The 24,033-nt window shown below is 73.9% G+C and carries 21 protein-coding genes; 11 read left to right on the top strand and 10 right to left on the bottom strand.

Going from position 1 to position 24,033, the window contains the following annotated elements; all coding sequences use genetic code 11:
- Nucleotides 1-2,312 (bottom strand): putative bifunctional diguanylate cyclase/phosphodiesterase (locus F2B26_RS05635; RefSeq protein WP_159807295.1); only part of this gene is annotated, 2,312 nt, incomplete at its 3' end.
- Between the two features lie 517 nt (nucleotides 2,313-2,829).
- Between F2B26_RS05635 and cysK the strand changes: the two genes are divergently transcribed.
- The 3 genes from cysK to F2B26_RS05650 all read left to right on the top strand — a co-directional run bounded on the left by cysK (nucleotide 2,830) and on the right by F2B26_RS05650 (nucleotide 5,449).
- A complete protein-coding gene (gene cysK / locus F2B26_RS05640) occupies nucleotides 2,830-3,765 on the top strand; it encodes a cysteine synthase A (RefSeq protein ID WP_159807296.1) in 936 nt (311 codons plus the stop codon).
- A 3-nt stretch (nucleotides 3,766-3,768) separates the two neighbouring features.
- Nucleotides 3,769-4,347 (top strand): serine O-acetyltransferase EpsC, encoded by a 579-nt coding sequence (gene epsC, locus F2B26_RS05645; protein WP_159807297.1) that lies wholly within the window; start codon nucleotides 3,769-3,771, stop codon nucleotides 4,345-4,347.
- Nucleotides 4,348-4,414: 67 nt separating this feature from the next.
- Nucleotides 4,415-5,449, top strand: a complete 1,035-nt coding sequence (locus F2B26_RS05650) for an LLM class F420-dependent oxidoreductase (RefSeq protein ID WP_159807298.1) — start codon at nucleotides 4,415-4,417, stop codon at nucleotides 5,447-5,449.
- Nucleotides 5,450-5,467: 18 nt separating this feature from the next.
- On the opposite strand, the gene F2B26_RS05655 is transcribed toward F2B26_RS05650, so the two are convergent.
- The gene (locus F2B26_RS05655; RefSeq protein WP_159807299.1) at nucleotides 5,468-5,821 is read right to left on the bottom strand and encodes an MGMT family protein; all 354 of its coding nucleotides are present in this window, start codon (nucleotides 5,819-5,821) and stop codon (nucleotides 5,468-5,470) included.
- A gap of 54 nt (nucleotides 5,822-5,875) precedes the next feature.
- On the opposite strand from F2B26_RS05655, the gene F2B26_RS05660 reads away from it, so the two are divergent.
- On the top strand, nucleotides 5,876-7,126 hold the full coding sequence (locus F2B26_RS05660) for a GNAT family N-acetyltransferase (protein WP_159807301.1): 1,251 nt from the start codon (nucleotides 5,876-5,878) through the stop codon (nucleotides 7,124-7,126).
- 72 nt (nucleotides 7,127-7,198) lie between these two features.
- Here the strand turns inward: F2B26_RS05660 and F2B26_RS05665 are convergent, their stop codons facing one another.
- A complete protein-coding gene (locus F2B26_RS05665; protein ID WP_159807303.1) occupies nucleotides 7,199-7,657 on the bottom strand; it encodes a ribose-5-phosphate isomerase in 459 nt (152 codons plus the stop codon).
- 59 nt (nucleotides 7,658-7,716) lie between these two features.
- Between F2B26_RS05665 and F2B26_RS05670 the strand changes: the two genes are divergently transcribed.
- Entirely contained in the window at nucleotides 7,717-9,708 is a 1,992-nt protein-coding gene (locus tag F2B26_RS05670) for a M13 family metallopeptidase (protein WP_159807305.1), read from the top strand.
- Nucleotides 9,709-9,750: 42 nt separating this feature from the next.
- On the opposite strand, the gene F2B26_RS05675 is transcribed toward F2B26_RS05670, so the two are convergent.
- On the bottom strand, nucleotides 9,751-10,263 hold the full coding sequence (locus F2B26_RS05675; protein ID WP_159807307.1) for a hypothetical protein: 513 nt from the start codon (nucleotides 10,261-10,263) through the stop codon (nucleotides 9,751-9,753).
- Between the two features lie 174 nt (nucleotides 10,264-10,437).
- On the opposite strand from F2B26_RS05675, the gene pepN reads away from it, so the two are divergent.
- Complete coding sequence (gene pepN, locus F2B26_RS05680; protein ID WP_159807309.1) at nucleotides 10,438-12,996, top strand: aminopeptidase N; 2,559 nt, start codon at nucleotides 10,438-10,440, stop codon at nucleotides 12,994-12,996.
- An 8-nt stretch (nucleotides 12,997-13,004) separates the two neighbouring features.
- Here pepN and malQ read toward each other — a convergent pair whose 3' ends face one another.
- Nucleotides 13,005-15,125: a 4-alpha-glucanotransferase gene (malQ, locus tag F2B26_RS05685; RefSeq protein WP_159807311.1), complete on the bottom strand. Its 2,121-nt coding sequence runs from the start codon at nucleotides 15,123-15,125 to the stop codon at nucleotides 13,005-13,007.
- A gap of 76 nt (nucleotides 15,126-15,201) precedes the next feature.
- Between malQ and F2B26_RS05690 the strand changes: the two genes are divergently transcribed.
- Nucleotides 15,202-17,337: a prolyl oligopeptidase family serine peptidase gene (locus tag F2B26_RS05690; RefSeq protein WP_159807313.1), complete on the top strand. Its 2,136-nt coding sequence runs from the start codon at nucleotides 15,202-15,204 to the stop codon at nucleotides 17,335-17,337.
- Nucleotides 17,334-18,320, top strand: a complete 987-nt coding sequence (locus F2B26_RS05695; RefSeq protein WP_159807315.1) for a mechanosensitive ion channel family protein — start codon at nucleotides 17,334-17,336, stop codon at nucleotides 18,318-18,320. The genes F2B26_RS05690 and F2B26_RS05695 overlap by 4 nt, the downstream gene beginning before the upstream one ends.
- Nucleotides 18,321-18,404: 84 nt before the next feature.
- On the opposite strand, the gene F2B26_RS05700 is transcribed toward F2B26_RS05695, so the two are convergent.
- Together F2B26_RS05700 and F2B26_RS05705 are read right to left on the bottom strand one after the other, a co-directional pair.
- Nucleotides 18,405-18,827 carry a PTS sugar transporter subunit IIA gene (locus F2B26_RS05700; RefSeq protein WP_235929525.1) on the bottom strand — a complete coding sequence of 141 codons (423 nt, stop codon included), beginning with the start codon at nucleotides 18,825-18,827 and terminating at the stop codon, nucleotides 18,405-18,407.
- Nucleotides 18,828-18,868: 41 nt separating this feature from the next.
- The gene (locus F2B26_RS05705) at nucleotides 18,869-19,099 is read right to left on the bottom strand and encodes a PTS sugar transporter subunit IIB (protein WP_159807317.1); all 231 of its coding nucleotides are present in this window, start codon (nucleotides 19,097-19,099) and stop codon (nucleotides 18,869-18,871) included.
- Nucleotides 19,100-19,150: 51 nt separating this feature from the next.
- On the opposite strand from F2B26_RS05705, the gene F2B26_RS05710 reads away from it, so the two are divergent.
- From F2B26_RS05710 to F2B26_RS05720, 3 genes are read left to right on the top strand one after another with little or no spacing between them, the layout of a single operon-like run.
- Entirely contained in the window at nucleotides 19,151-19,588 is a 438-nt protein-coding gene (locus F2B26_RS05710) for a globin (RefSeq protein WP_201292622.1), read from the top strand.
- Complete coding sequence (locus F2B26_RS05715; protein WP_159807321.1) at nucleotides 19,585-20,454, top strand: acyl-CoA thioesterase; 870 nt, start codon at nucleotides 19,585-19,587, stop codon at nucleotides 20,452-20,454. The genes F2B26_RS05710 and F2B26_RS05715 overlap by 4 nt, the downstream gene beginning before the upstream one ends.
- Nucleotides 20,451-21,422, top strand: coding sequence for a lysylphosphatidylglycerol synthase transmembrane domain-containing protein (locus F2B26_RS05720; protein ID WP_159807323.1), 972 nt, complete (start codon nucleotides 20,451-20,453; stop codon nucleotides 21,420-21,422). Before F2B26_RS05715 ends, F2B26_RS05720 begins: the two co-directional genes overlap by 4 nt.
- Before the next feature lie 8 nt (nucleotides 21,423-21,430).
- Here the strand turns inward: F2B26_RS05720 and F2B26_RS17175 are convergent, their stop codons facing one another.
- The 3 genes from F2B26_RS17175 to F2B26_RS05730 form a co-directional block, all read right to left on the bottom strand.
- Nucleotides 21,431-21,607: a hypothetical protein gene (locus tag F2B26_RS17175; protein ID WP_201292623.1), complete on the bottom strand. Its 177-nt coding sequence runs from the start codon at nucleotides 21,605-21,607 to the stop codon at nucleotides 21,431-21,433.
- Nucleotides 21,608-21,689: 82 nt separating this feature from the next.
- Nucleotides 21,690-23,147, bottom strand: a complete 1,458-nt coding sequence (locus F2B26_RS05725; RefSeq protein ID WP_159807325.1) for an NAD(P)/FAD-dependent oxidoreductase — start codon at nucleotides 23,145-23,147, stop codon at nucleotides 21,690-21,692.
- Between the two features lie 115 nt (nucleotides 23,148-23,262).
- The gene (locus tag F2B26_RS05730) at nucleotides 23,263-23,748 is read right to left on the bottom strand and encodes an acyl-CoA thioesterase (RefSeq protein ID WP_159807327.1); all 486 of its coding nucleotides are present in this window, start codon (nucleotides 23,746-23,748) and stop codon (nucleotides 23,263-23,265) included.
- Nucleotides 23,749-24,033: the final 285 nt, after the last annotated feature.

Raw genomic sequence — 24,033 nt, forward strand, 5'->3', positions numbered from 1 at the left:
GCGATCCGCCGCGCCGGCTCGGCCAGCTCTCGGTACGCCCGCGCGACCGACGGGAACGACGCCGTCGCCGGGCGCGCCGCCGGCAGCTGACCGGTCGAGCCCGAGGACGGTGCGGTACGCACCGTCCGGGTCCGGTGCTCCAGGCGCCAGATGGCGCGCTCGAAGCCCTCCGGCGACATCGGCGCCGCCAGGCCGAAGCCCTGCACCGTGCTGCAGCCGTACTCCCGCAGCCGCTGCACCGTGGCATCGTCCTCGACGCCCTCGGCCACCGTGTCCAGGCCGAGCTGACCGGCCAGCTCGATGGTCGAGCGCACGATGGCCGTGCTCGCCTCGTCGTCCAGCACCCGCGAGACGAACGACCGGTCGATCTTCAGCCGACGCACCGGCAGCTTCTGCAGGTACGCCAGCGAGCCGTAGCCCGTGCCGTAGTCGTCGATGGAGATCGTCACCCCGAGCCGCGCCAGGTCGGTGAGCACCCGCTGGGACAGCTCCAGGTCAGCCATCGCCATCGTCTCGGTGATCTCCAGCTCCAACCGGCTCGCCGGCAGGCCGTACCGCACGAGGGCGTCCCGCACGTCCTCCACCAGCCGGGAGTGCATGAGGTCGCGCGCCGACAGGTTGACCGCCACGTTGAGCGGCCGGCCCGACGCGGCCCAGCGCGCGCACCAGTACAACGCCTGGTCCAGGACGTGCAGCGTGAGCACTCGGATCGTGCCGGTCGCCTCCGCCGCCGGGACGAAGGCCGCCGGGCCGAGCAGCCCGAGCGCCGGGTGCAGCCAGCGGACCAGCGCCTCGGCGCCCGTGACCCGACCCGAGGCGAGCTCGACCTGCGGCTGGAAGTAGACCAGCACCTCGCCGCGCGTGATCGCCTCGGACAGCTCGCCGACGAGCTGCGCCGACAACGCGTCGCGCCGTTCCAGGTCGCTGGAGAACCGCACGACCGGGCCGGCCTTCCCCCGGGCGGCCGCGAGCGCCAGGTCGGCGTTGGCCACCAGGTCCTGGCCGTCGGTCATCCCCGCGTCGGCCGTCGCCAGCCCCACCACGGGGCGCACCGTCACGCTCAGCTGGGCGAGCTCGAGCGGGTCACGCAGCCCCTCGGCCACCCGCTGGGCCCGCGCCAGCGCGCGGTCGTTGGACTGGCCGAGCAGCAGCACCCCGAACACGTCGGCGCTCATGTGGGCCACCCCGACCGACTCGGGCACCAGCTGCACCACCCGGCGCGCGACCGCACGCATGAGCTCGTCACCGGCCCGGTGCCCGAGCCGGTCGTGCAGCTCGGCGAAGCTCTCCAGCCCCACGAGCACCACCGTCGGGCGCAGCGGCTCGGACACGGTGCTGGCCAGCCGCTCGGACACCTCGACCGTGAACCGGTGGGCGTTGGCCAGCCCGGTGAGCGGATCGGTCTCCGCGAGCCGCGCCACCTGGTACGACTGCCTCGACGTCTCCGCGAGCAACGACTGCACCCGGAGCACGAGGAGCACCGTGACCGCCACCTGCGCGACGGCGAGCACCGCCAGGTCCGGCGAGTCGTCCCGCAGCCCGATGACCAGCGCCGAGGCCGGCAGCGCCAGACCGGAGACCGCCATGAGCGCGACGTCCCGCCACAACGGTCCGACCAGCTCGCGGACCGAGCCCGAGACCACCCGCGAGGCGTACCAGGGCGCGAGCCCGAGCAGCACGTAGGCCGCGAGCCACATCGGCTCCTGCGGCCTGGTCAGACCGCCTCCCAGCGCGAAGGCGGCATCACCACCGACCCACAGCGCGGCTCCTGCGACCGCCAGACGCTGCCCCACCGTGGTCGACGAACGTCGCAGCAGCGCCACCACGACGACGACCCCGACCAGGTCGATCCCGATGTAGACGTCGAGCAGGACCGAGGCGAACGAGCGCGTGACCGGGGTGCTCAGCAGCCGCCACACCGCCAGGCTCGACCCGGCCACGAAGAGCAGCCCCAGGGCCAGCCCGTCACGGTCGAACGCCCGGTTCTGCCGCCCGATCCAGACCAGACCGGCCAGCACCAGCACGCTGCCGACCACGTAGAAGGGGTCGACGCCGGTGCCGAACGGCCGTTCGCCCGACGAGGCCCTCGCGAGGTCGCTGCCCAGCCACGCGGCGACCCCGGCGACCACGAGCGTCCACGGGCTCCTCAGCCGGACCCGCCAGCCGAGGGTCGAGGCGCCGAGCAGCACCGCGCTGACCGCCACCCCGACGTAGATGGCCCGGGACGCGCGGTCGTCGTCGACCACGAAGAGCGAGAGGCTCAGCAGCAGCGCGACGGCACCGTACGCACGTCGCACCGCCTCGCCGATCACGCTTCCTCGATCGGCCCGAACCGCCTCGGAATGAACCGAATCGGGCACCTTGTCACGCAGCTCGGCACGGGGGCGCACGGCGGGCGGCACGGGGGCGTCGTCCATGACCGTGGCCTCCCGTCTCGTCGCAGCGGTCCGGCAGCCGCGGACCTCGAACTCCCCCAGGGTCAGCCTCCCACCACACCCCTGCGCTGGCACGGCTGAAAACGCCGACGGACCTGCGCAGACCTGAGGTGCTCCTTGGTAAGCGGGTCGCGGTGCGGGTAGCGTGCCACCGTGGTGCGGCACCTGCCGGTGCCCCGACGGCTGCGACATGGGAGGCACACGTGCGAACGCACAGCACGGCCCCCACGCACCCGCTCACGACGCACCCGTCCACGGCGCGCCTGTGCGCGTCGTGCTGTCGCTGTCGGTAGAGCGCTGGCCCGTTCGTCCTCGGACGACCCCTGCCGCACCCGCGTCGCCCGCCAGCGCTCGCCCCTCGCACCAGCCCGTCCACCGTGAGGAGAACTTCGCCATGTCCCGCATCTACGACGACGCCACGCAGCTCGTCGGCCACACGCCGCTCGTCCGCATCAACACGATCACGGACGGCGCACCGGCCACCGTCGTCGCCAAGCTGGAGTTCTACAACCCCGCCAACTCCGTCAAGGACCGCATCGGGGTGGCCATCGTCGACGCCGCCGAGAAGTCCGGCGAGCTGGCGCCCGGCGGCACCATCATCGAGGCCACCAGCGGCAACACCGGGATCGCCCTGGCGTTCGTCGGGGCCGCCCGCGGCTACGACGTCGTGCTCACGATGCCGGAGTCGATGTCGAAGGAGCGTCGCGCCCTGCTGCGGGCGTTCGGCGCCGAGCTCGTGCTCACCCCGGCGTCCGAGGGCATGAAGGGCGCGGTCACCCGCGCCGAGGAGCTCGCCAAGGAGCGGCCGGGCGCGATCCTGGCCCGGCAGTTCGCCAACGAGGCCAACCCGGCCATCCACCGCGCCACCACGGCCGAGGAGATCTGGGCCGACACCGACGGCGAGGTCGACATCGTCGTGGCGGGGATCGGCACCGGCGGCACCATCACCGGCGTCGGCCAGGTGCTCAAGGAGCGCAAGCCCGGCGTGCAGATCGTCGGCGTCGAGCCGGCCGAGTCCCCGATCCTCAACGGAGGGGCCCCCGGACCGCACAAGATCCAGGGCATCGGTGCGAACTTCGTGCCCGAGATCCTCGACACCACCGTGTACGACGAGATCATCGACGTGGACGCCGAGACCGCAGTCGCCGTGGCCCGCCGCGCCGCCAAGGAGGAGGGCCTGCTCGTCGGCATCTCCTCAGGTGCCGCGCTGCACGCCGCGACGCTGCTGGCCCAGCGCCCGGAGAACGCCGGCAAGCTCATCGTGGCGATCGTGCCCTCGTTCGGCGAGCGCTACCTGTCGACCGTGCTCTACCAGGACCTGCTGGACTGACGCGTGACGCTCTCGTTCCGGCAGACGCTCCGCGAGGACCTCCAGGCCGCGGTCACGCACGACCCCGCGGCGCGGACCCGCATCGAGGTCGCCCTGGCCTACCCGGGCGTGCACGCGCTGTGGGGCTACCGGGCGGCCCACGTCCTGTGGAGCACACCCGGGACCCGGTTGCCCGCCCGGCTGCTGTCCCAGCTCGTCCGGTTCCTCACCGGCGTCGAGATCCACCCGGGGGCGCAGCTGGGACGGCGGCTGTTCATCGACCACGGGATGGGGGTCGTCATCGGGGAGACCGCGCAGGTCGGCGACGACTGCGTGATCTTCCACGGGGCGACCCTCGGCGGGACGTCGATGCGCCGCGGCAAGCGGCACCCCACCCTGGGGGACGGGGTCGTCGTCGGTGCGGGCGCCAAGGTGCTGGGGCCGGTCTGGGTCGGTGACGGCGCCCGGATCGGCGCGAACGCCGTGGTGATCCGGGACGTTCCGGCCGGGGCCGCGGCCGTCGGCGTACCGGCCCGGATCAAGCTCCCCGGCCAGCTCCGGCCGTTCGACGAGAGCGTGGACGACCCGGCGATCTACATCTGAGCCCACCCCTCCCCTTCGCGGCCGGTGCGCCCTACGCTGGGCGCCCGGCCGCGACGAGGGGGACACGGTGAAGCTCGGCTACAGCCTCGGCTACTGGGATGCCCAGCCACCGCGGGACGCAGGTGCGGTCGTGCTCGAGGCCGAGCGGCTCGGCCTGGACTCGGTGTGGACCGCCGAGGCCTACGGCTCGGACGCCCTCACCCCGCTGGCCTGGTACGGGTCGCGCACCTCACGGATCCGGCTGGGCACCGCCGTGGCCCAGCTGTCGGCCCGCACCCCGACCGCGGCGGCGATGGCGGCCCTCACCCTCGACCACCTGAGCGGGGGCAGGTTCGTGCTGGGGCTGGGCGCCTCCGGTCCGCAGGTCGTGGAGGGCTGGTACGGCCTGCCCTACCCACGCCCGTTGGCCCGCACCCGCGAGTACGTCGCGGTGGTGCGCCAGGTGCTCGCACGCGAGGCACCGGTCCGGTTCGACGGCGAGTTCTACCGGCTGCCCCTGCCCGCCGACGAGGGGTCCGGGCTCGGCCGCGCGCTGCGCTCCACGGTGCACCCGCTGCGCGCCGACCTGCCGATCTTCCTCGGCGCCGAGGGGCCCAAGAACGTGACGATGACCGCCGAGATCGCCGACGGCTGGCTCGCCGCGTTCGCCTCCCCCCGCACCGACGACCTGCACCGCCAGCTGTTGGCCGACGGCTTCGCACGGCGGGACCCCCGGCTGCGTGCGACCGCCGAGTTCGAGGTGGTGGCCACGGTGCCCGTCGTGCTCAGCGCCTCCGTGCAGGACGCGGCCGACCAGGTGCGCCCCCACCTGGCGCTCTACGTCGGCGGCATGGGCGCGCGCGAGGCGAACTTCCACCGCGACGTCCTCGTCCGGCTCGGCTACGGCGCGGCGTGCGAGGAGATCGCGGCGCACTACCTGGCCGGGGACCGGGCGCGCGCCGTCGCCGCGGTGCCGCTGGAGATGGTCACGGACGTCGCTCTCGTGGGGACCGAGGCGGACATCGCCGACCAGCTCCCGGCCTGGCAGGCCACGGCGATCACCACGCTCGTCGTGCAGGGTTCGCCCGGCGCGCTGGCGACGATGGCGCGGCTGCTCGCCTAGACCGCACCCGCGTCGGGGTCAGTCGGCCGGACGGTCACCCGGGGGCTGGGCCGGCCACCAGACCGCGGCACGCAGCCGCACCCGCGTGCCGTCGGGTGTGAGTGGTGTGCCCTCCTGCACCAAGTGCTCGCGCGCCGTGGCCGCCCACGCGGCGGGGGGACGTCCGGTGGCGTTGACCACCCGCCACCACGGCACGGCCGACCCGGCCCGCGCCAGCACGTGGCCGACCTGGCGCGGACCACCCCGGGCCGGGCGCCCGGTGCGGACCAGCTCCTCGACCACCAGCTCGGCGAGCAGCCCGTAGGTGACGGCCCGGCCCGGCGGCACGGCCGCGACCAGGTCGAGCACGAGCTCCAGGTACTCCTCGTCCATGGCGGGCAGACTATTTCCTCGCCCCGGCACACCCGCCCGGGCAAGGATGGCGCCATGCCCACGCTGCCCACCGGCTACACGCTGCGTCCCGTCACCGCCTCCGAGGTCCCCGAGCTCATCGACTTCGACCGGCTCGTGTTCCCCAGCGGGTTGGACGACGGGACGGTGGCGCTCATGCCGTACCCGGTCCCCGTCGAGCGCACCGTGGTGGTCCGGGCCCCCGACGGCTCGCAGGCGGCCATGCACGGCTCGTACGAGTTCACCCTGCAGGTGCCGGGCGCCACGGTGCCGTGCGCCGGCCTCACCTGGGTGGGCGTGCACCCCGTGCACCGGCGCCGTGGGCTGCTGCGCGCGATGATCGCCGCGCACCTGGAGCGCGCCCGAGCCTGCCACGAGCCGGTCTCCGCGCTGTTCGCCGCCGAGGCCGCCATCTACGGCCGGTTCGGCTACGGCTCGGCCGCGGACCACCTGCGGGTGAGCGTGCCGCGGCGTGCCGAGCTGCGCCCGGTCGCCGGCTCCGGCGACCTCGAGGTGCGGTTCGGACCGGTGGGTCCCGACGACGTCGACCGCCTCGACCGCGTGCACCGGGCCGCCGTCGCAGGCCGTCCCGGCGCGGTGACCAGGGACTCCGCCGTGCTGCGCGAGCAGCGGGTGCAGGACCTGCCGGGTCTGCGGCACGGTGGCGAGGCGCTGCGACTGGCCACCGTGCACACACCCGGCGGTGAGCTGCGCGGGTACGCCCTGCTGCGCCGCCACGAGTCGTGGGAGCCCGCCGGGCCGCGCTCGACGGTGAAGGTGCGCGAGGTCGCCGCGCTCGACCCGGCCGCCACGCACCGGCTGTGGTCGTTCCTGCACGACCTCGACCTCACCTGGCAGGTGGAGTCCCCCATGCTCGCCGTCGACGACCCGTTGCTGTCGTTGCTGGTGGACCGCCGCGCCACGACACCGAGCCTCGCCGACAACCTGTGGCTGCGACTCGTCGACGTGCCGGCCGCCCTGGCCGCCCGCACCTACGCCGCACCGCTCGACGTGGTCCTGCAGGTGTCCGACGAGCTGCTGCCGGCCAACGCCGGCTGCTGGCGGCTGAGCGTGTCGGCCACCGGCGAGACCACCGTGAGCGCGAGCGAGGCACCCGCCGACCTCGTGCTCGACGTGCGCGAGCTGGGCGCCGCCTACCTCGGCGGGCGCAGCCTGCAGGCGCTCACCGCGGCCGGGCTCGTCGAGGAGCGGACGCCCGGTGCGGCGAGCGCTGCGACGGCGGCCTTCGCGAGCGCCCGCGCACCGCTGTGCGACTGGCTGTTCTGAGCCGGTCGGTCACCTGCGGCCCGCCGGTCTCGCACCGGCGGCCGGTGCGGCGGGACGGGCGTGCGGCCGGGGTCAGCCCTGGTGGCGCGTGGCCTCGTACGCGGCGACCTCGTCGATCCGACGCTGGTGGCGCGGGTCGCCGCTGAACGGCTCGCCGACGAACCGCTCGACCAGGTCGAGCGCCTCGTCGATGGTGTGCTGCCGGGCGCCGATGGCCACGACGTTCGCGTCGTTGTGCTGCCGGGCCAGCTCGGCCGTCGCCGCGTTCCAGGCCAGCGCGGCGCGCACGCCGGGCACCTTGTTCGCGGCGATCTGCTCACCGTTGCCCGAGCCGCCGATCACCACGCCGAGCGTGCCGGGCTCGGCGACGGTCGCCTGGGCGGCGGCGATGCAGACGGCCGGGTAGTCGTCCTGCGGGTCGTACTCGTGGGCCCCGTGGTCGACCACGTCATGACCGCCGTCGCGCAGACGGGCGACGAGCGCCTCCTTGAGCTCGTACCCGGCATGGTCAGCGGCGACGTGGATGCGCATGCGCCCATACTGCCCGACGTCGGACGCACGTGGTGCGTGACGATCCCTACAGTGGGGGCATGGCTCACAGCGGCATCGACCTGTCCAGCCTGGACCCGAGCACGCGGCCCCAGGACGACCTCTACCGGTACGTGAACGGCCGCTGGATCGCCGACCACACCATCCCGCCGGACCGGGCGTTCGACGGCGCCCTGCGCGCCCTGCGCGACCAGGCCGAGGAGCAGGTGCGCGAGATCATCGCCGACGCCGGACGCCAGGTCGCCGCGGGCGCGGCCGCACCGGACTCCGAGACCGGCAAGGTGGGCGCGCTGTACGCCAGCTTCATGGACACCGACGCGGTCGAGGCCGCCGGGCTCACCCCGCTCGCCGCCGACCTGGCGCTCATCGACGAGGCCGGCGACCGGTCCGCCCTCGTGCACGCCCTGGGCACCCTGCAGCGCACCGGGGCCGGCGGCGCGGTGGGCTTCTGGGTGGACAACGACGCCCGGGACCCGCAGCGCTACGTCGTCTACCTCATGCAGGGCGGGCTGGGGCTTCCCGACGAGTCGTACTACCGCGACCCGCAGTACGCGAGCTTCCTGGACGCCTACGGCCCGCACGTCGCCCGGATGCTGCTGCTCGGCGGTGCCGTGGGCGACGAGGCCTCCGCCCGGGCCGCCGCCGACCGGGTGGTCGCGCTCGAGACGGCGTTGGCCGCCCACCACTGGGACGTGGTCAAGGACCGCGACGCCGACCTCACCTACAACCCGGTGACGCTCACCGAGCTCACCGACCGCGCACCGCAGTTCGACTGGGCGGGCTGGGTGCACGCGCTCGGCGCACCGCAGGGCGCGCTCGACGACCTCGTCGTGCGCGAGCCCACCTTCGCCGAGGGGTTCGCCGAGCTGTGGGAGTCGCAGCCGCTCGAGGCGTGGGCCGACTGGATGCGGTTCCACCTGGTGACCGCGCGGGCGCCCTACCTGACGGCCGAGCTCACCCAGGCCAACTTCGACTTCTACGGCCGCGCCCTCACCGGCGCCCAGGAGCTGCGCGAGCGGTGGAAGCGTGGCGTGTCCCTCGTCGAGGGCGCGATGGGCGAGGCCGTCGGCAAGATCTACGTCGAGCGGCACTTCCCGCCGGACCACAAGGCCCGGATGGACACCCTCGTGGCGCACCTGGTCGAGGCCTACCGGCAGTCGATCGCCGGGCTCGACTGGATGGGTGAGGACACTCGGGCGAAGGCTCAGGCCAAGCTCGACGCCTTCACGCCCAAGATCGGCTACCCGAGCCGATGGCGGGACTACGGGTCGCTCGTCGTCGACCCGCACGACCTGGTCGGCAACGTCCGGGCGGCGAACGTGTGGGCGCAGGACTACGAGCTGGCCAAGATCGGGCGCCCGGTGGACCGCGAGGAGTGGTTCATGACCCCGCAGACCGTCAACGCCTACTACAACCCCGGGATGAACGAGATCGTCTTCCCCGCGGCGATCCTGCAGCCGCCGGTCTTCGACGCGTCCGCCGACGACGCGGTGAACTACGGCGGGATCGGCGCGATCATCGGCCACGAGATCGGCCACGGGTTCGACGACCAGGGCAGCAAGTACGACGGCACCGGTGCGCTCGCCGACTGGTGGACCGCGCAGGACCGCACCGAGTTCGAGCGGCGCACGGCGCGGCTGGTCGACCAGTACTCGGCGTTCGTCCCCGCTCAGCTCGGCGGTGACCAGCACGTCAACGGTGCGCTCACCATCGGGGAGAACATCGGCGACCTCGGCGGCCTCAGCATCGCGATCCGGGCGTACACGATCGCGCTCGGCCGCCCGCTCGAGGAAGGGCCGGTCGTCGACGGGCTCACCGCCGCGCAGCGGGTGTTCCTCGGCTGGGCGGCGTGCTGGCGGTCCAAGGGCCGCGACGAGGAGGTCATCCGGCGCCTGGCGACCGACCCGCACTCCCCCGACGAGTTCCGCTGCAACGGGGTGGTCCGCAACGTCGACGAGTTCTACCAGGCGTTCGACGTGCACCCCGGCGACGCGATGTACCTGGCCCCCGACGAGCGGGTGCGGATCTGGTGAGCACCTCGCCCCGTCGCCGTTGACGAGACGAGGTGGTCGGGGTCAGGGCAGTGCAGTCAGCCCGCTGCGGGCCAGCCGGAAGCCCGCACCGCCCTTCGTGGTGCACGTGACACCGGTGGTCGCGCTCGTGCACGTGTAGTCCCCGACGGTCTGGCTCGCCCCGTAGGGCAGCACGAGACCGTCGGGGTCGGGGGTCGGGCTGCTCGTCGTGCACGGGGTGTGCAGCCCGGTCGCGTCGAGCACCACCTGGTGCCCGACGGACCCCGTGCAGGCCGGTGTCGGCGTCGGCGCGGTGTCGATCTGGCTGATGACGCACGTCGCGCCCGCCGACGAGAGCGCGCACGTGATGTTCCGCGACGGCAGCGCGAACCGCAGCACGTCCCCGCCGGTGCCGGACGCCGAGGGTGCAGTCGCCGACGCCGTGGCCGGTGCCGGCAGCACCACGGGCCGGGAGGCCTCCACCCGACGCAGCACGAGCACCGCCACCGTCATGAGGGCGATCACGTCGACCACGGCGAGCACCACGAGGAGCCTGCGCCGCCGTTCCGCCTGCACCCGTCGCTCCCTCCGTCCCCGACCGTCGGTCCCCTCCCACGATGGTGCACCATCACGCCACGTCCGGGTGAGACCTGGGCGATCGGATCGGGCGGTTCCCGCCCCCGTGTGATGATCTGCCACGATCATGCGACGCCCCGGCAGGCGGCCGGGGCTAAGACGAAGGACGGCGACGTGCCTGAACGCAACCTGACCCGTGACGAGGCCGCTGCCCGGTCCGCCCTGCTGGCGACCCGCAGCTACCAGGTCGAGCTCGACCTGACCCGGGGTCCGGACGTGTTCGGCTCGACCACGACCGTGACGTTCGACGCCACCGCGGAGACCGGCACCTTCCTCGACCTCGTCGCTCCGAAGGTCCGGTCGGTCACGCTCAACGGCAGCCCGCTCGACGTGGCCGCCGTCGTGACCGACGGCCGGGTCGCGGTCGGCCCGCTGGCCGAGCACAACGTGCTCACCGTCGTGGCCGACTGCGCCTACACCCGCAGCGGCGAGGGCCTGCACCGGTTCGTCGACCCGGTCGACGAGCAGGTCTACCTGTACAGCCAGTTCGAGGTCGCCGACGCCCAGCGGGTGTTCGCCTGCTTCGACCAGCCGGACCTCAAGGCCACCTTCGAGCTCACCGTCACCGCCCCCGTCGGGTGGACCGTGGTCTCCAACGAGGCGCCGGACGGTCCGCCGCAGCCGACCCAGGACGGCGTGCGCTGGCACTTCCCGCCGACCCCGCCCCTGTCGACCTACGTGACCGCCGTGGTCGCCGGGCCGTACCACCAGGTCACCGGTGAGCTGACCAGCAGCGACGGGCGCACCATCCCGCTCGGCGTGTACTGCCGGGCCTCCCTGGCCCCGTACCTGGACGCCGAGAACGTGATGGACGTGACGCGCGCCGGCTTCGCCTTCTTCGAGGAGGCGTTCGGCCGCCCCTACCCCTTCCGCACCTACGACCAGCTCTTCGTGCCCGAGTTCAACGCCGGGGCGATGGAGAACGCAGGGGCGGTCACGTTCGCCGAGTCGTACGTGTTCCGGTCGGCCGTGCCCGACGCGACCGTCGAGCGGCGCGCGGTGACGATCCTGCACGAGCTGGCGCACATGTGGTTCGGCGACCTCGTCACCATGCGCTGGTGGGACGACCTGTGGCTCAACGAGTCGTTCGCCGAGTTCATGAGCACCCTGGCGACCCAGCGGGCGACCCGCTGGACCGGGGTGTGGGCCACGTTCGCCTCCCGCGAGAAGGCGTGGGCCTACCAGCAGGACCAGCTGCCGACCACGCACCCGATCGTCGCCGACATGCGCGACCTGGAGGACGTCGAGGTCAACTTCGACGGCATCACCTACGCCAAGGGCGCCTCGGTGCTGCGCCAGCTCGTCGCCTGGGTGGGTGAGGAGGAGTTCCTCACCGGGGTGCGCGCCTACTTCGACGCGCACGCCTGGGGCAACACGCAGCTCAGCGACCTGCTCACCCGGCTGGAGGCCACCTCCGGACGCGACCTGAGCGCCTGGTCCGCCGTCTGGCTGCAGCAGTCCGGCGTCACCCTGCTGCGCCCGCAGCTGGAGAGCGCCGACGGGGTGGTCACCTCGGCGGCGATCGTCCAGGAGGCCCCGTCGGCGCACATGGCGCTGCCGCCGCACCGGCTGGCCCTGGGCGGCTACGACCTCGTGGACGGCCACCTGGTGCGGACCTGGCGCACCGAGATCGACGTCACCGGGGCGCTCACCCCGGTGCCTGAGCTCGTCGGCCGCCCGCTGCCCGCCGTGCTGCTGGTCAACGACGACGACCTCACCTACGCCCGGGTCCGCCTGGACCCGCAGTCGCTGGCCACCGCCCGCGAGCACCTGGCCGTGCTCGACGACCCGGTGGCGCGTGCCGTCGTGTGGGGCTGCCTGTGGGACGCCACGCGCGACGGCGAGCTGCCCGCGAGCGCCTTCGTCGAGGCGGTCGGCGAGGCCCTGGGCTGGGCGACCGACTCCTCCCTCGTGCTGGTGATGCTGCGTCAGCTCACCACCACACTTGACCTGTGGGTCGCTCCCGAGCGGCGCGACCCGGTGCGCGCGGCGGTGGTCGAGAAGATGCTCGCCCTCGTGCACCGCGAGGGCACCGACCCCGACGTGCGGCTGCAGGTGCTGCGGGCGGTGGCCCGGCACGGACGGGCCGCTCACGTGCTCGACGACCTCGCGGGGCTGCTCGCCGGGACCGTGTCGCTGCCGGGGCTGACGGTGGACGCCGACCTGCGCTGGGAGCTGCTCACCGCACTCGTCGTCGCGGGCCGGGCCGGGGAGGAGCAGATCGCCGCCGAGCTGGTGCGCGACCCGTCGGCCACCGGGGTGCGTTCGGCGGCCCTGGCCCGCGCTGCGGTGCCCACCGCACGGGCCAAGGCGGCGGCCTGGCGTGCGGTGGTCGAGCACGGCACCCTCACCAACGCCCAGCAGGCCGCGACCGCGCAGGGCTTCTCCCGGGTCCCCGACCTCGATCTGCTGCGCCCCTACGTCGAGCCCTACTTCGCCGCGATCGAACGGGTGTGGTCCACCCGCAGCAACGAGATGGCCCAGGGCGTGGTCGAGGGGATGTTCCCCATCGAGCTGGCCGGTGACCCGCAGGTGGACCTGCTCGCGGCGACCGACGGCTGGTTGGGCACGCACCCCGGGTCTCCCGCCGCGATGCGACGGCTGGTCACCGAGTCGCGCGACGCCGTCCGACGGGCCCTGGCGGCGCAGGCCGCGGACCGCGCCGCGGGCTGAGGGCGCGCTCAGCCCTCCTGCAGCACCGCGACGAGGGACTGCAGCCGGGCGTTGGTCGCCAGGTCGTCGATGAGCACCACCTGGCCGGAGGAGTCGGCGAGCGGCACCTTCCAGTTGGGGTACTGCTGATCGGTCCCCGGCTGGTTCTGCGCGCGCCGCTCACCCACCGCATCGGCCAGGGCCACCCCGACCAGCGCGGCCGGGGTGGCGAGCACGTACCGGTGCAGCGCCTCAACGATCTCCCGCTCGGACGGGTCGTCACCGAGCAGCCCGCGTGCGCGCAGCGCGGCGAGCGTCGCCTCGCGCTCCCGGGCCGCCTTGGCCCGCACCAGCGCCACCGGTTCGGTGAGCAGCCCCAGGCGCTCGCGCAGCGCCACGTGCTCACCGGCCAGGTAGCCCGCGGTGGGCGGCAGGTCGTGCGTCGTCACGGTGGCCAGCTGCTGGCGCCGCCAGTGCTCGGGCGGCCGGGGCCCGTCGCCCTCGTGCTCGAACCACAGCACGGCGGTGCCCAGGATGCCGCGTTCGGCCAGGTAGTCCCGCACCCACGGCTCGACCGTCCCGAGGTCCTCGCCGACGACGACGGCACCGGCCCGGGCCGCCTCGAGCATGAGGATGCCGACCAGCGCGTCGTGGTCGTAGCGCACGTAGGCGCCCTGGTCGGCGCCGTGCCCCGTGGGGATCCACCACAGCCGGAACAGCCCGATGACGTGGTCGATGCGCAGCGCACCGGCGTGCCGCAGCACCGTGCGCAGCATGTCCCGGTACGGCCGGTACCCGGCGCGGGCCAGGGCGTCGGGGTGCCACGGCGGCTGCGACCAGTCCTGACCCTGCTGGTTGTACATGTCGGGCGGGGCGCCCACCGTCGCACCGCGCACCAGCACCTCGGGCAGCGCCCAGACGTCGGCGCCGTCCGGGTGCACCCCGACCGCCAGGTCGTGCATCACCCCGAGCGCCATCCCGGCGCGACGGGCCACCTGCTGGGCGTGCGCGAGCTGAGCGTCGGCCACCCACTGCAACCAGGTGTAGAACTCCACCCGCCCGGCGAGCTCGGCGCGCAGCCGGGACACCAACGGACCGGCCGGGTCGCGGGCCTCGGCGGGCCACGGACCGGTGCCGAACCGCTCGCTGAGCGCGCACCAGAGCGCGAACTGGCCCAGCCCCGGGCCCTCCTGGTCGACGAAGGAGGCGAACGCGCGCTGCCGGGACGGTGAGCGGGGCACCGCGAAGACCACCTCGAGCGCGGTGCGCTTGGCGATCCAGGCGGCGTCGCGGTCGACGGCGCCCGGATCGGTGTCCAGCGCGATCGCCGGTTCGGCGGCCCACTCCACGAGGGCGCGGTCGGCCGAGGACAGGTACGCGGCCTCGGGCACGTCCTCGACCCGCACGTAGACCGGGTTGACGAACCGGCGGGTGGTCGGCAGGTAGGGGCTCGGGGTCATCGGCGCCACGGGTTCGGCGGCGTGCAGCGGGTTGACCAGCACGAAGTCGCCGCCGAGCCGGCCGAACAGGTCGGTGAGCTCGGCCAGGTCCGCCAGGTCGCCGATGCCCCACGACCGGCGCGAACGCACCGAGTAGAGCTGGGCCATGAGACCCCAGCCGCGTCCGTCGGCGAGCCCCGCCGGCAGCTCGAGGTGGTGCGGCACCACGACGAGCGTCGCCCGGGCCTGCGCACTGGGACCATCGGCCACCAGCTCGTGCCAGCCGAGGGGCAGGTCCGGCGGCAGGTCGAACGTCGCCCGGCCCACCGTCCGCCCGTCCACCTGCCGGGGCTCGACGAAGACGTCGGCCTGGCCGAGCACCACCGTGCCCGCCTCGTCCTCCAGCTCGACCACGCAGCGCACGGGGTCGCCGTGCGCGACGTGCACCGCCACCTGGGTCGTCTCGCCGACCCGCTGCACGACGACGGGCGGCAACGTGCGCCGCCACTCGTCGTCGGCCCGGTGCGCGAGCGCCACCTCGACCCGCTCGGGCGTCGAGGCGTCCACGCCGAGCGCCGCGAGCACCCCGACGAGCGTCGACGCCGAGCAGGGCACGAGCGTCCCGGCGTGGCTCCAGTACCGGGTGCTCACCGCGTAGGCCTCGGCCAGCGAGACGAGGGCCGGGCTGGGGGCGTCGGGCTGGTCGCTCACGGGTGCGATCCTCCCACGGTGGGCCCCGCGGCGGGGTGCGGGCCGACCGACGCGCCGCTCGACGTAACCTGCCTGCGTGACGTCATCTGCCTGGTACCCCACGGCCGAACGCGAGGACCTCGTCGAGGACCTGCACGGCCGCCTCGTCCCGGACCCCTACCGCTGGCTGGAGGACGCGGGAAGCGACCGCACCCGCGCCTGGTCCGCCGCGCAGGACGAGCTCTACCAGGCGGTGCGCTCCCAGCTGGCCGACCGGTTGGCCGACGGGCCGTTCGAGACCGGGCGCCTCACCGCACGTCTGGGCGAGCTGCTGGGCGCCGGGCACGTGTCGACCCCGGCCTGGCGCGGCACGCGCTGGTTCGCGTCGCGTCGTGCCGGCGACCAGGAGCACGCCGTCGTCGTGGTGCACGAGGGCGACGACGAGCGGGTGCTCGTGGACCCGGTGGCGATCGACCCGGCCGGCACCACGACGCTCGACGCCTGGCAGCCGTCCAAGGAGGGCGACCTGCTCGCCTACCAGGTGTCCAGCGGTGGCACCGAGGAGTCGACGCTCCAGGTGCTCGACGTGGCCACCGGGGCACCGGTGGACGGTCCGATCGACCGCACCCGCTACTCCCCCGTCGCGTGGCTGCCGGGCGGCCGGGCCTTCTACTACGTGCGCAGGCTGGCCCCCGAGCTCGTGCCGGCGGGCGAGGAGCAGTACCACCGCCGGGTGTGGCTGCACGAGGTGGGCACGGACCCCGCGACCGATGTCGAGGTGTTCGGCGCCGGGCTGGACCTCACGAACTACTACGGCGTGCTGGTGTCCCGCGACGGACGCTGGCTGCTGGTCTCGGCCTCGGCCGGCACCGCGCCGCGCACCGACGTGTGGATCGCGGACCTCGCCGCCTCCTCGCCCGCGACGCCCGTGCTCACCGAGGTGGCCGTCGGGCTGGACGCCGAGGTGGGCGCCTGGGTGGGGCGCGACGGGCAGCTGTACGTGCACACCGACCTGGACGCCCCGCGCGGCCGGCTGCTGCGCGCCGATCCCGAGCACCCCCGCGACTGGCACCCCCTGCTTGAGGAGGACCCCGACGCGGTGCTCGAGGACGTGGCGCTGCTCGACGGCGGCGGCGACGCCCGCACCCCCACCGTCCTGGTCGCCTCCTGGCGACGGCACGCGGTGAGCGAGGTCACCTTGCACGACCCGGTGACCGGCGAACGCACCGGGACGGTGCCGCTGCCGGGTCTGGGGTCGATCTCCGGCCTGGTCACCCGACCCGAGGGCGGCGGCGAGGTGTGGTTCTCCTTCACCGACCACACCCATGTGCCCTCGGTGCACCGCTACGCCGACGGACAGGTCACGGTGTGGGCGCAGCCCCCGGGCGCCCCGGCCCGGCTGCCGTCGGTGCAGGTGAGCCGGCTCGAGGCCACGAGCGCGGACGGCACCACGGTGCGTGCGTTCGTCGTGGCGCCGTCCAGCGCGCTCGACGCCGACGGACGCCCCACGGCCCCCGTCCCGACCATCCTCTACGGCTACGGCGGCTTCCAGATCGCGTTGGACCCCGGCTACTCGGCGACCACGCTCGCGTGGGTCGAGGCCGGCGGCGTCTACGTCGTGGCCAACCTGCGCGGCGGCAGCGAGGAAGGCGAGGACTGGCACCGGGACGGCATGCGTGAGCACAAGCAGCACGTGTTCGACGACTTCCACGCCGTCGCGCAGGCGCTCGTCACGGCCGGCTGGACCACGCCGGACCAGCTCGCGATCTGGGGCGGGTCGAACGGTGGTCTGCTCGTCGGCGCCGCGCTCACCCAGCGCCCCGACCTGTACGCCGCGGTCATCTGCTCGGCGCCGCTGCTCGACATGGTGCGCTACCAGCGGTTCGGTCTCGGGGTGACGTGGACCGAGGAGTACGGCGATGCGCAGGTGCCCGAGGAGCTCGACTGGCTGCTCGCCTACTCCCCCTACCACCAGGTGCACGACGGCACCGCGTACCCCGCGACGCTGTTCACCGTGTTCGAGGGCGACACCCGCGTCGACCCGCTGCACGCCCGCAAGCTCGCCGCCGCCCTGCAGGCCGCGACGAGCGCGCCACCGGCGCAGGCACCTGTGCTGGTGCGTCGGGAGACCGGGGTCGGGCACGCCGGTCGGTCGCTGTCCCGCAGCATCGCGCTGAGCGTGGAGCAGCTGCAGTTCGTGGCCGACCGCACCGGGCTGGGGGTGCGGCGATGACCTCGTCCTGGATCCTGCCCGGTGTCGACGCCACGCCGAGCCCGACCTCGTCCGCCGTCGTTCTGGTGCCCGCCGACCCGTCGTCGGTGTCGAGCTGGTGGGCGTGGTTCGTCGGGCTGCCGCTGCGGATCGTCCTCTACGTCGTGGTCGGTGCGCTCACCCTGGCGCTGCTGCGCGCGGGGATCACCGCGGTCACCCACCGGCTCACCACCGGACCCGCGAACGGCGGCGGCAACCGCGAGCTCACCTCGGTGCTCGCCCGCGCCAACCCGCTGCTCGTGGCCCGGCGGGCGCAGCGGGCGCGCACCGTCGGGTCCGTGCTGCGGTCGGCCGCCACGTTGCTGGTCGGGTCGATCGTGCTGTTCCTCGTGCTGGACGCGCTCGGCATCAACCTGGCGCCGTTCGTGGCCTCGGCCGGGATCATCGGCGTCGCCCTCGGCTTCGGGGCGCAGTCGTTGGTCAAGGACTTCCTCACCGGGTTCTTCATGCTCGCCGAGGACCAGTACGGGGTGGGCGACGTCATCGACGTCGGTGTCGCCAGCGGCACCGTGGAGTCCGTCGGTCTGCGGGTGACCAAGCTGCGCGACGCCGACGGCGTCCTGTGGTTCCTGCCCAACGGCTCGATGACCCGGGTGGGCAACAAGACGCAGGAGTGGGCCAAGGCGACCGTCGAGGTCGACGTGGACTACTTCGCCGACCTGGACGCCGTCCGCGCCCTGCTGCTGCAGGCCGCGCACGATGTCGCCGCCGACCCGGAGGTCGCCGGCGACATCGACGGCGAGCCGTCGGTGCTCGGGATCGAGAAGCTCACGTTCGACGCAGTCACGCTGCGGATCCAGGTCCGCACCTCACCGGCCCGCCAGTGGGAGGTGGCCCGTCGGATCCGGGTCGCGGCCCGGGCCGCGCTCACCGCGGCCGAGGTGCCCCTGGCCGGGCAGCGCGACCTGTGGGTGCGCCACCGCGAGGACGACGCGAGCGAGTAGCACCCGGGAGCCCGACGAGGGGTTGGCATCGTGCCGGCTGCGTCGGGCCGGGCCGGGCGTGCCGGGCCACCGGTGCGCGGGTGGTCAGGTCCAGTCGAGCAGCGGTTCGCCCGGCACCACCACCGTGCCCGGCGCGAGCAGGACCCGCACCGCCTGCGGGTCGGCCTGCACCGCGATCACGGGGCAGCAGGTGGACAGCCCGGCCGCGACGAGGTCGGCGGGCGAGAACGTGATCATCGGGTCGCCGGTCGCCACCCGGTCACCCGCACGCACGTGCAGCGTGAAGCCGACCCCGCGCAGGGTCACCGTGTCGGTGCCCAGGTGGACGAGCACGGCTCGCCCGTCGTCCCCCTCGACCACGAAGGCGTGCGGGTGCAGGGCCGCGACCACACCGGCGCACGGGGCCAGCGCGACGGCGCTCACGTCCGGTCGCGGGTCCACCGCGACCCCCGGGCCCACCATGAGCTCGGCAAACACCGGGTCGGGCACGTCGGTGACGGCCCGCACGGTCCCACCGAGAGGACTGGCGAGCAGCACCGGCGGGGGCCTCAGCGCAGCTTGTCGAGCTCGACGGCCAGGTCGTCGGCCTCCGGACCCACGATCACCTGGACGATACGGCCCGAGCGCACCACACCGAACGCCCCCGCATCCTTGAGTGCGCCGTCGTCGACTGCGTCCGCATCACCCACCTGCACCCGCAGCCGTGTGATGCACGGCTCCAGCTCGACGACGTTGTCCGCACCGCCGAGCGCCGCCAGGATCTGCTCCGCCTTGCTCATCCGCCCAGAGTAGCCCGCCACCGCAACGGGGAACCTTCTAGGGTGGGCGCCGTGAACGAGCAGCCCCTCTTCGACGCCGTCGGCGGACACGACACCTTCGCCCGACTCGTCGAGCGGTTCTACGAGCAGGTGGCGACCGACCCGCTGCTGCGGCCGATGTACCCCGAGGACCTCACCGACTCCGCGGACCACATGACGTGGTTCCTCGAGCAGTACTGGGGTGGCCCGACCACCTACTCCCAGCGGCGCGGGCACCCCGCGCTGCGGATGCGGCACGCCCCGTTCCGGGTGGACAGCCAGGCCCGCGACCACTGGCTGGCGCACATGCGGGTCGCGCTCGACGAGCTCGCGCTCGCCCCCGAGCATGACGCGGCACTGTGGGAGCACCTGGAGCGCACGGCGAACTTCCTGCGCAACACCGCCGACCCGGCCGCACCCGGCACCGTGCACGTCGCGCAGCTCGGTGGCTCCGTCGAGGCGCAGTCATGAGCGACACCGGCGACCGCGCCGTCCGGCTGCTCCTCGACGCGCTCGACCTCACGCCCACCTCGGCCGACACGTTCGAGGCTGCGAGCCTGCCGCACCCGACCGGCCGGGTGTTCGGCGGGCAGGTGCTCGCCCAGGTGCTCGTCGCGGCCGGGCGGACCGTGCCGGACGGTCGGGCGCCGCACTCGTTGCACGGCTACTTCCTGCGCCCCGGCGATCCGGGCGAGCCCGTCGAGCTGGCGGTGTCCCGGCTGCGCGACGGTCGTTCGTTCAGCTCGCGTGCGGTCAACGCGCTGCAGGGCGGTCAGCCGATCCTGTCGGCGATCGCCTCCTTCCAGGTAGACCAGCCGGGCCTGGACAGCTCCGACCCGATGCCGGCCCTCGTGCCCTCCCCCGAGCAGACACCCTCGGCGATGGACGTGCTCGGCCACGTCAACCACCCCGTCGCCCAGTTCTGGAGCCAGGAGGCCGCGTTCGACGTCCGGCACGTCGGCGGGTCGCTCTACGTCGACCGGCACGAGCACGCCAGCGGCCGCCAGCTGGTGTGGATGAAGGCCCGGATGCCGCTGCCGGACGACCCGCTCCTGCACCGCGCCCTGCTGGCGTACGCGTGCGACCAGGTGATGCTCGAACCGGTGCTGCGCCGCTCCGGGGTGAGCTGGTCGCACCCGGGGCTCTCGGTCGCGAGCCTCGACCACGCCATGTGGTGGCACCGACCGGCCCGCGCCGACGAGTGGCTGCTGTACGTCCAGTCCGCGCCGAGCGCGCAGGGCGGTCGCGGCCTGGGGTCGGCCCGGGTCTACACCGCCGACGGCACTCTGGTGGCCACCATCGCCCAGGAGGGCATGATCCGGGTCCCCGAGCAGTGAGCGAGGCCGCGCCCGCACCGCGGCCCACGCGCCGCTCCCGGCACCTGCGCACCGCCGCGTGGGTGCTCCTCTGCCTGGGCCTGGTGGCCGTCGCCATCCCGCTGGCCAAGGAGGTGCCGGCGATGGTCGAGGCCGTGCGCAACGGCGACCCGCTCTGGGCGGCGGCCGCGGCCGTGCTGGCCGCCAGCGGGTACTTCGCCGCCGCGCTGTCGCTGCGCGCGTGCGCACCCGGTCCGCTGCCGTTCCTGCGGACCACCCGGGTGCAGCTCGCAGCCTCGTTCACAGGGACGGTCACCCCGGCCAGCGTCGGGTCGCTCGCGCTCAACGTCCGCTACCTGTCGAAGCGCGGGATGAGCACCGCGCTGGCCACCGGCACGGTGGCGCTGCAGTCCGTGGTGCAGGCCACGACCCACGTGGTGCTCCTCGCGCTCCTCGTGGCGCTGGGGGCTGGGCACGAGACGACGACCAAGACACCGGGCTGGGAGCGGTGGGTGCTCGTGGCGGTGCTCGTCCTGCTCGTGGCCAGTGCGATCGCCGTGCTCGCCTCGACCCGGCTGCGCGCCCGGCTGGCCACGGTCTTCCGGGACGACGTGCTGCCGGCGATACGTCACCTGTCGACCCTGCTCACCAACCCGCGGCGGCTCGCGCTGGCTGTCGCGGGGGCGGCCGGCACGACGCTGTCGTCGGCCCTCACGATGTGGGCCTGCCTGCTGGCGTTCGGGCAGCCGAGCCGACCGGTCGCCGCGGCGTTCACCACGATGGTCGCCGGCACCCTGGCCAGCGCGGCACCGACTCCCGGCGGCGTCGGTGCCGTCGAGGCCGCGCTCGTCGCCGGACTCGTGAGCTTCGGCGTGCCGACGGCCGTCGCGGTGCCCACCGTGCTCTTCTACCGCGTGGTCACCACGTGGGTGCCGGTGATGCTCGGCTCGTTCCAGCTGAGGTCGCTGTCCCGGGCAGGGGCGGTCTGAGCCCCCGGTCAGCTGTGCTTGGCCGAGATCACCTTCATCATCCGCAGGTTGATGCGGGCGAACCGCACGAGCTGCACGAGGAGGTTCTGGCGCAGCCGCAGCGTCGCGCCGGTGGGCAGCGGGGCCGCGGCGATGCGCTCGGTGGTCGCGACGTCGGCGGGTGATGTGGGGGTCAGACGGTCCATGAGGTCCTCGCTGGGGTGCTGATGCGACGGGTGGAGGGCACGCGGTGGCCTGGACGGCCCGCGTGCCGGACGGCGGTGTGGCTCACTCGGGGATGAGGAACCACAGCGGTCGCGCCTTGGCCTTGTAGATGAACAGGTAGTGGAGCATGAACTTGATCCAGTGCCCGGCCAGGCCGATCTCGCCCGAGGTGCCCTTCTGGTCACGGCCCGTCGTCGGGTACGTGGTGTAGTCGGGCACGACCGGGAACATGGTCATCGCCGCGGCCGAGCCGTTGCGCAGCCCGGACCCGGCCGAGGCCACGCAGGCCGCGCCCATCGTCGCCATCGAGGCACCGTGCGCGCGTGCGGTGCCACCTGCGGCGATCCGGTCCCGGATCGTCTCGGCCACGGTGCGGGCCATGATGCCCGACGGCATCCCGGTGCGCGGCGGGGCCGGCGCGATGACGGTGCCGTTCGGGCTGGTCCGCGGCCGCGAGATCTGGTGCGGCGGGGCGAAGGCGATGCCCGGCGCGAAGATGTTCGGGTAGGCCACCGACTCGTAGGTGTGCGGCCAGTCCTCGGCCGACCACTGCTCGTACGGCTTGGCCGTGTAGTCCGCGTCGACCTTGAGGAAGCCGGACGGCGCGAACATCGTGGACGTGATGTCGTTGCCCTCCCGGTCGTAGGCCACGAGGTCGGCCCCCCGGAACGGCGGCAGCAGCATCGCGAAGTCGAACTCGAGCGTGTGCTCGGTGCCGTCCAGCTGCTCGTAGCGGAGCGAGCCGTCCATCACCTCGTGCACGTGGGCCTGGGTGATGGCACGCACGCCGCGCTCACGGAACAGCGACTCGGTCCACATCTGGCTGGACTGCGTGAAGCCCTTCTGCACGAAGTGCATGCCGCCGACGCCGAAGTCGCCCAGCTCGTACTCGTTGGTGAGGTAGACCACCTCGGCGAGCTCGCGCACACCGGCCTCGCGCAACGCCTGCTCGACGTTGAAGGTGTACTCGAACGCGGCGCCCTCGCACGTGCAGGTGCCGTGCCCGGTGCCGATGACCAGACGCTGCCGCTGCCCGCTGCGCAGCCGGGTGATGACCTGCGCGAGGGCAGCGGCGGTCTCGTGCGCGTGGGCCGCGGTGCACACCGACCACGAGTGGCCGTCGGGGCCCAGGCCGGGCGTCGCGGCGAAGTTGAGCTTCGGCCCGGTGGCGTTGATGAGGTAGTCGTACGTGAGGCTGACCGTCTCGCCCTGGTGAGCGTTGTCGGTGCGGCGCAGCTCGACCGAGGGCCGCGGGTCGGCGGTCGTGCCCTCCGGGCGGATCGTCGTGGCCAGTCCCTGGTGGAACGTGATGCCCTTGCGCCGGTAGATCGGCGCGAGCGGGAACAGGACCTGCTTCGTCGTCATCCGCCCGACGCCCACCCAGATGTTGGACGGGATCCAGTTCCAGTTCGCGGCGGGTGAGACCACCACGACCTCGTGCTGCTTAGGCAGCCAACGCCGTAGGTGCAGCGCCGCGGTGTGCCCGGCGATGCCTGCCCCGAGAATGACGACTCGTGCCAACGTGATCTCCCCGTCGCGTGCCGGACGCGGCGTCGGTGCTGCGTCCCGGGCGCCGACTGTATACCCCCTCGGGTATCAGGCGACACCGGGTCGAGCCACGGACCTCGGTCCCGGGTCAGCGGTCCCGGGCCGCGCGCCGCAACGTGAGTGGCTCCTCCAGGTACGGCGTCCAGGCGTCCCGCTCAGTCACCGTCATCCGCCGCGGACGGCCGCTCGCCGCGTCCACCAGCACGACCGTCGAGATGGCCCGCGCGACGACGGTCGACGTGGCGATGTCGGGCGCCACGTCGCGCACCTCGTAGCAGACGTCCAGGCTCGCGCCGCCGAGATGACCGAGCCACAGCAGCACCGTGACAGGTTCACGCTGATAGCCCAACGGGCGCAGGTACTCGATCTCCTGACGCGCCACCAGGGTGTGCGAGTCGGCGCCCGGTCCGGCGTCGAGCACCGCCGTCGTCGGCGCCGGCGCGCCCGAAGGTCGGCTCCAGAAGGCGGCGATCCGCGCCTCCTCGAGCAGGGTGAGCATCGCCACGTTGTTCACGTGGCCGTACGCGTCCATGTCGGACCAGCGCAGCTGGACGAGGACCTGCAGTCGGGACATGGGCCGATCCTAGGGACCGGGACCGGCGGCGCCCCGGGGCGGGCATCGGCATGGGGGCAGGCCGGGGCGCGGGTGCGTGCGGGCACCGGGGTCGGGCGGCGGTGCGAGGGCGGACGCCACGCGAGGGCGGGCGCCTACGCGGGGGTCAGGCGGCGGCGCGCGCCGCCGCCGCCCGGCAGCGGTCGAGCCGACCGAGCTGCGCGGACACCGGGTCGACCACCTCGGCGCGCGCCACCTCGACCACGCTGCGGTGCAGCGCACGTGCCGCACGGTTCGCCCGACGGC

Origin of the sequence: Cellulomonas citrea, from assembly GCF_009829685.1 — a bacterium.
Taxonomy (GTDB): domain Bacteria; phylum Actinomycetota; class Actinomycetes; order Actinomycetales; family Cellulomonadaceae; genus Cellulomonas; species Cellulomonas citrea.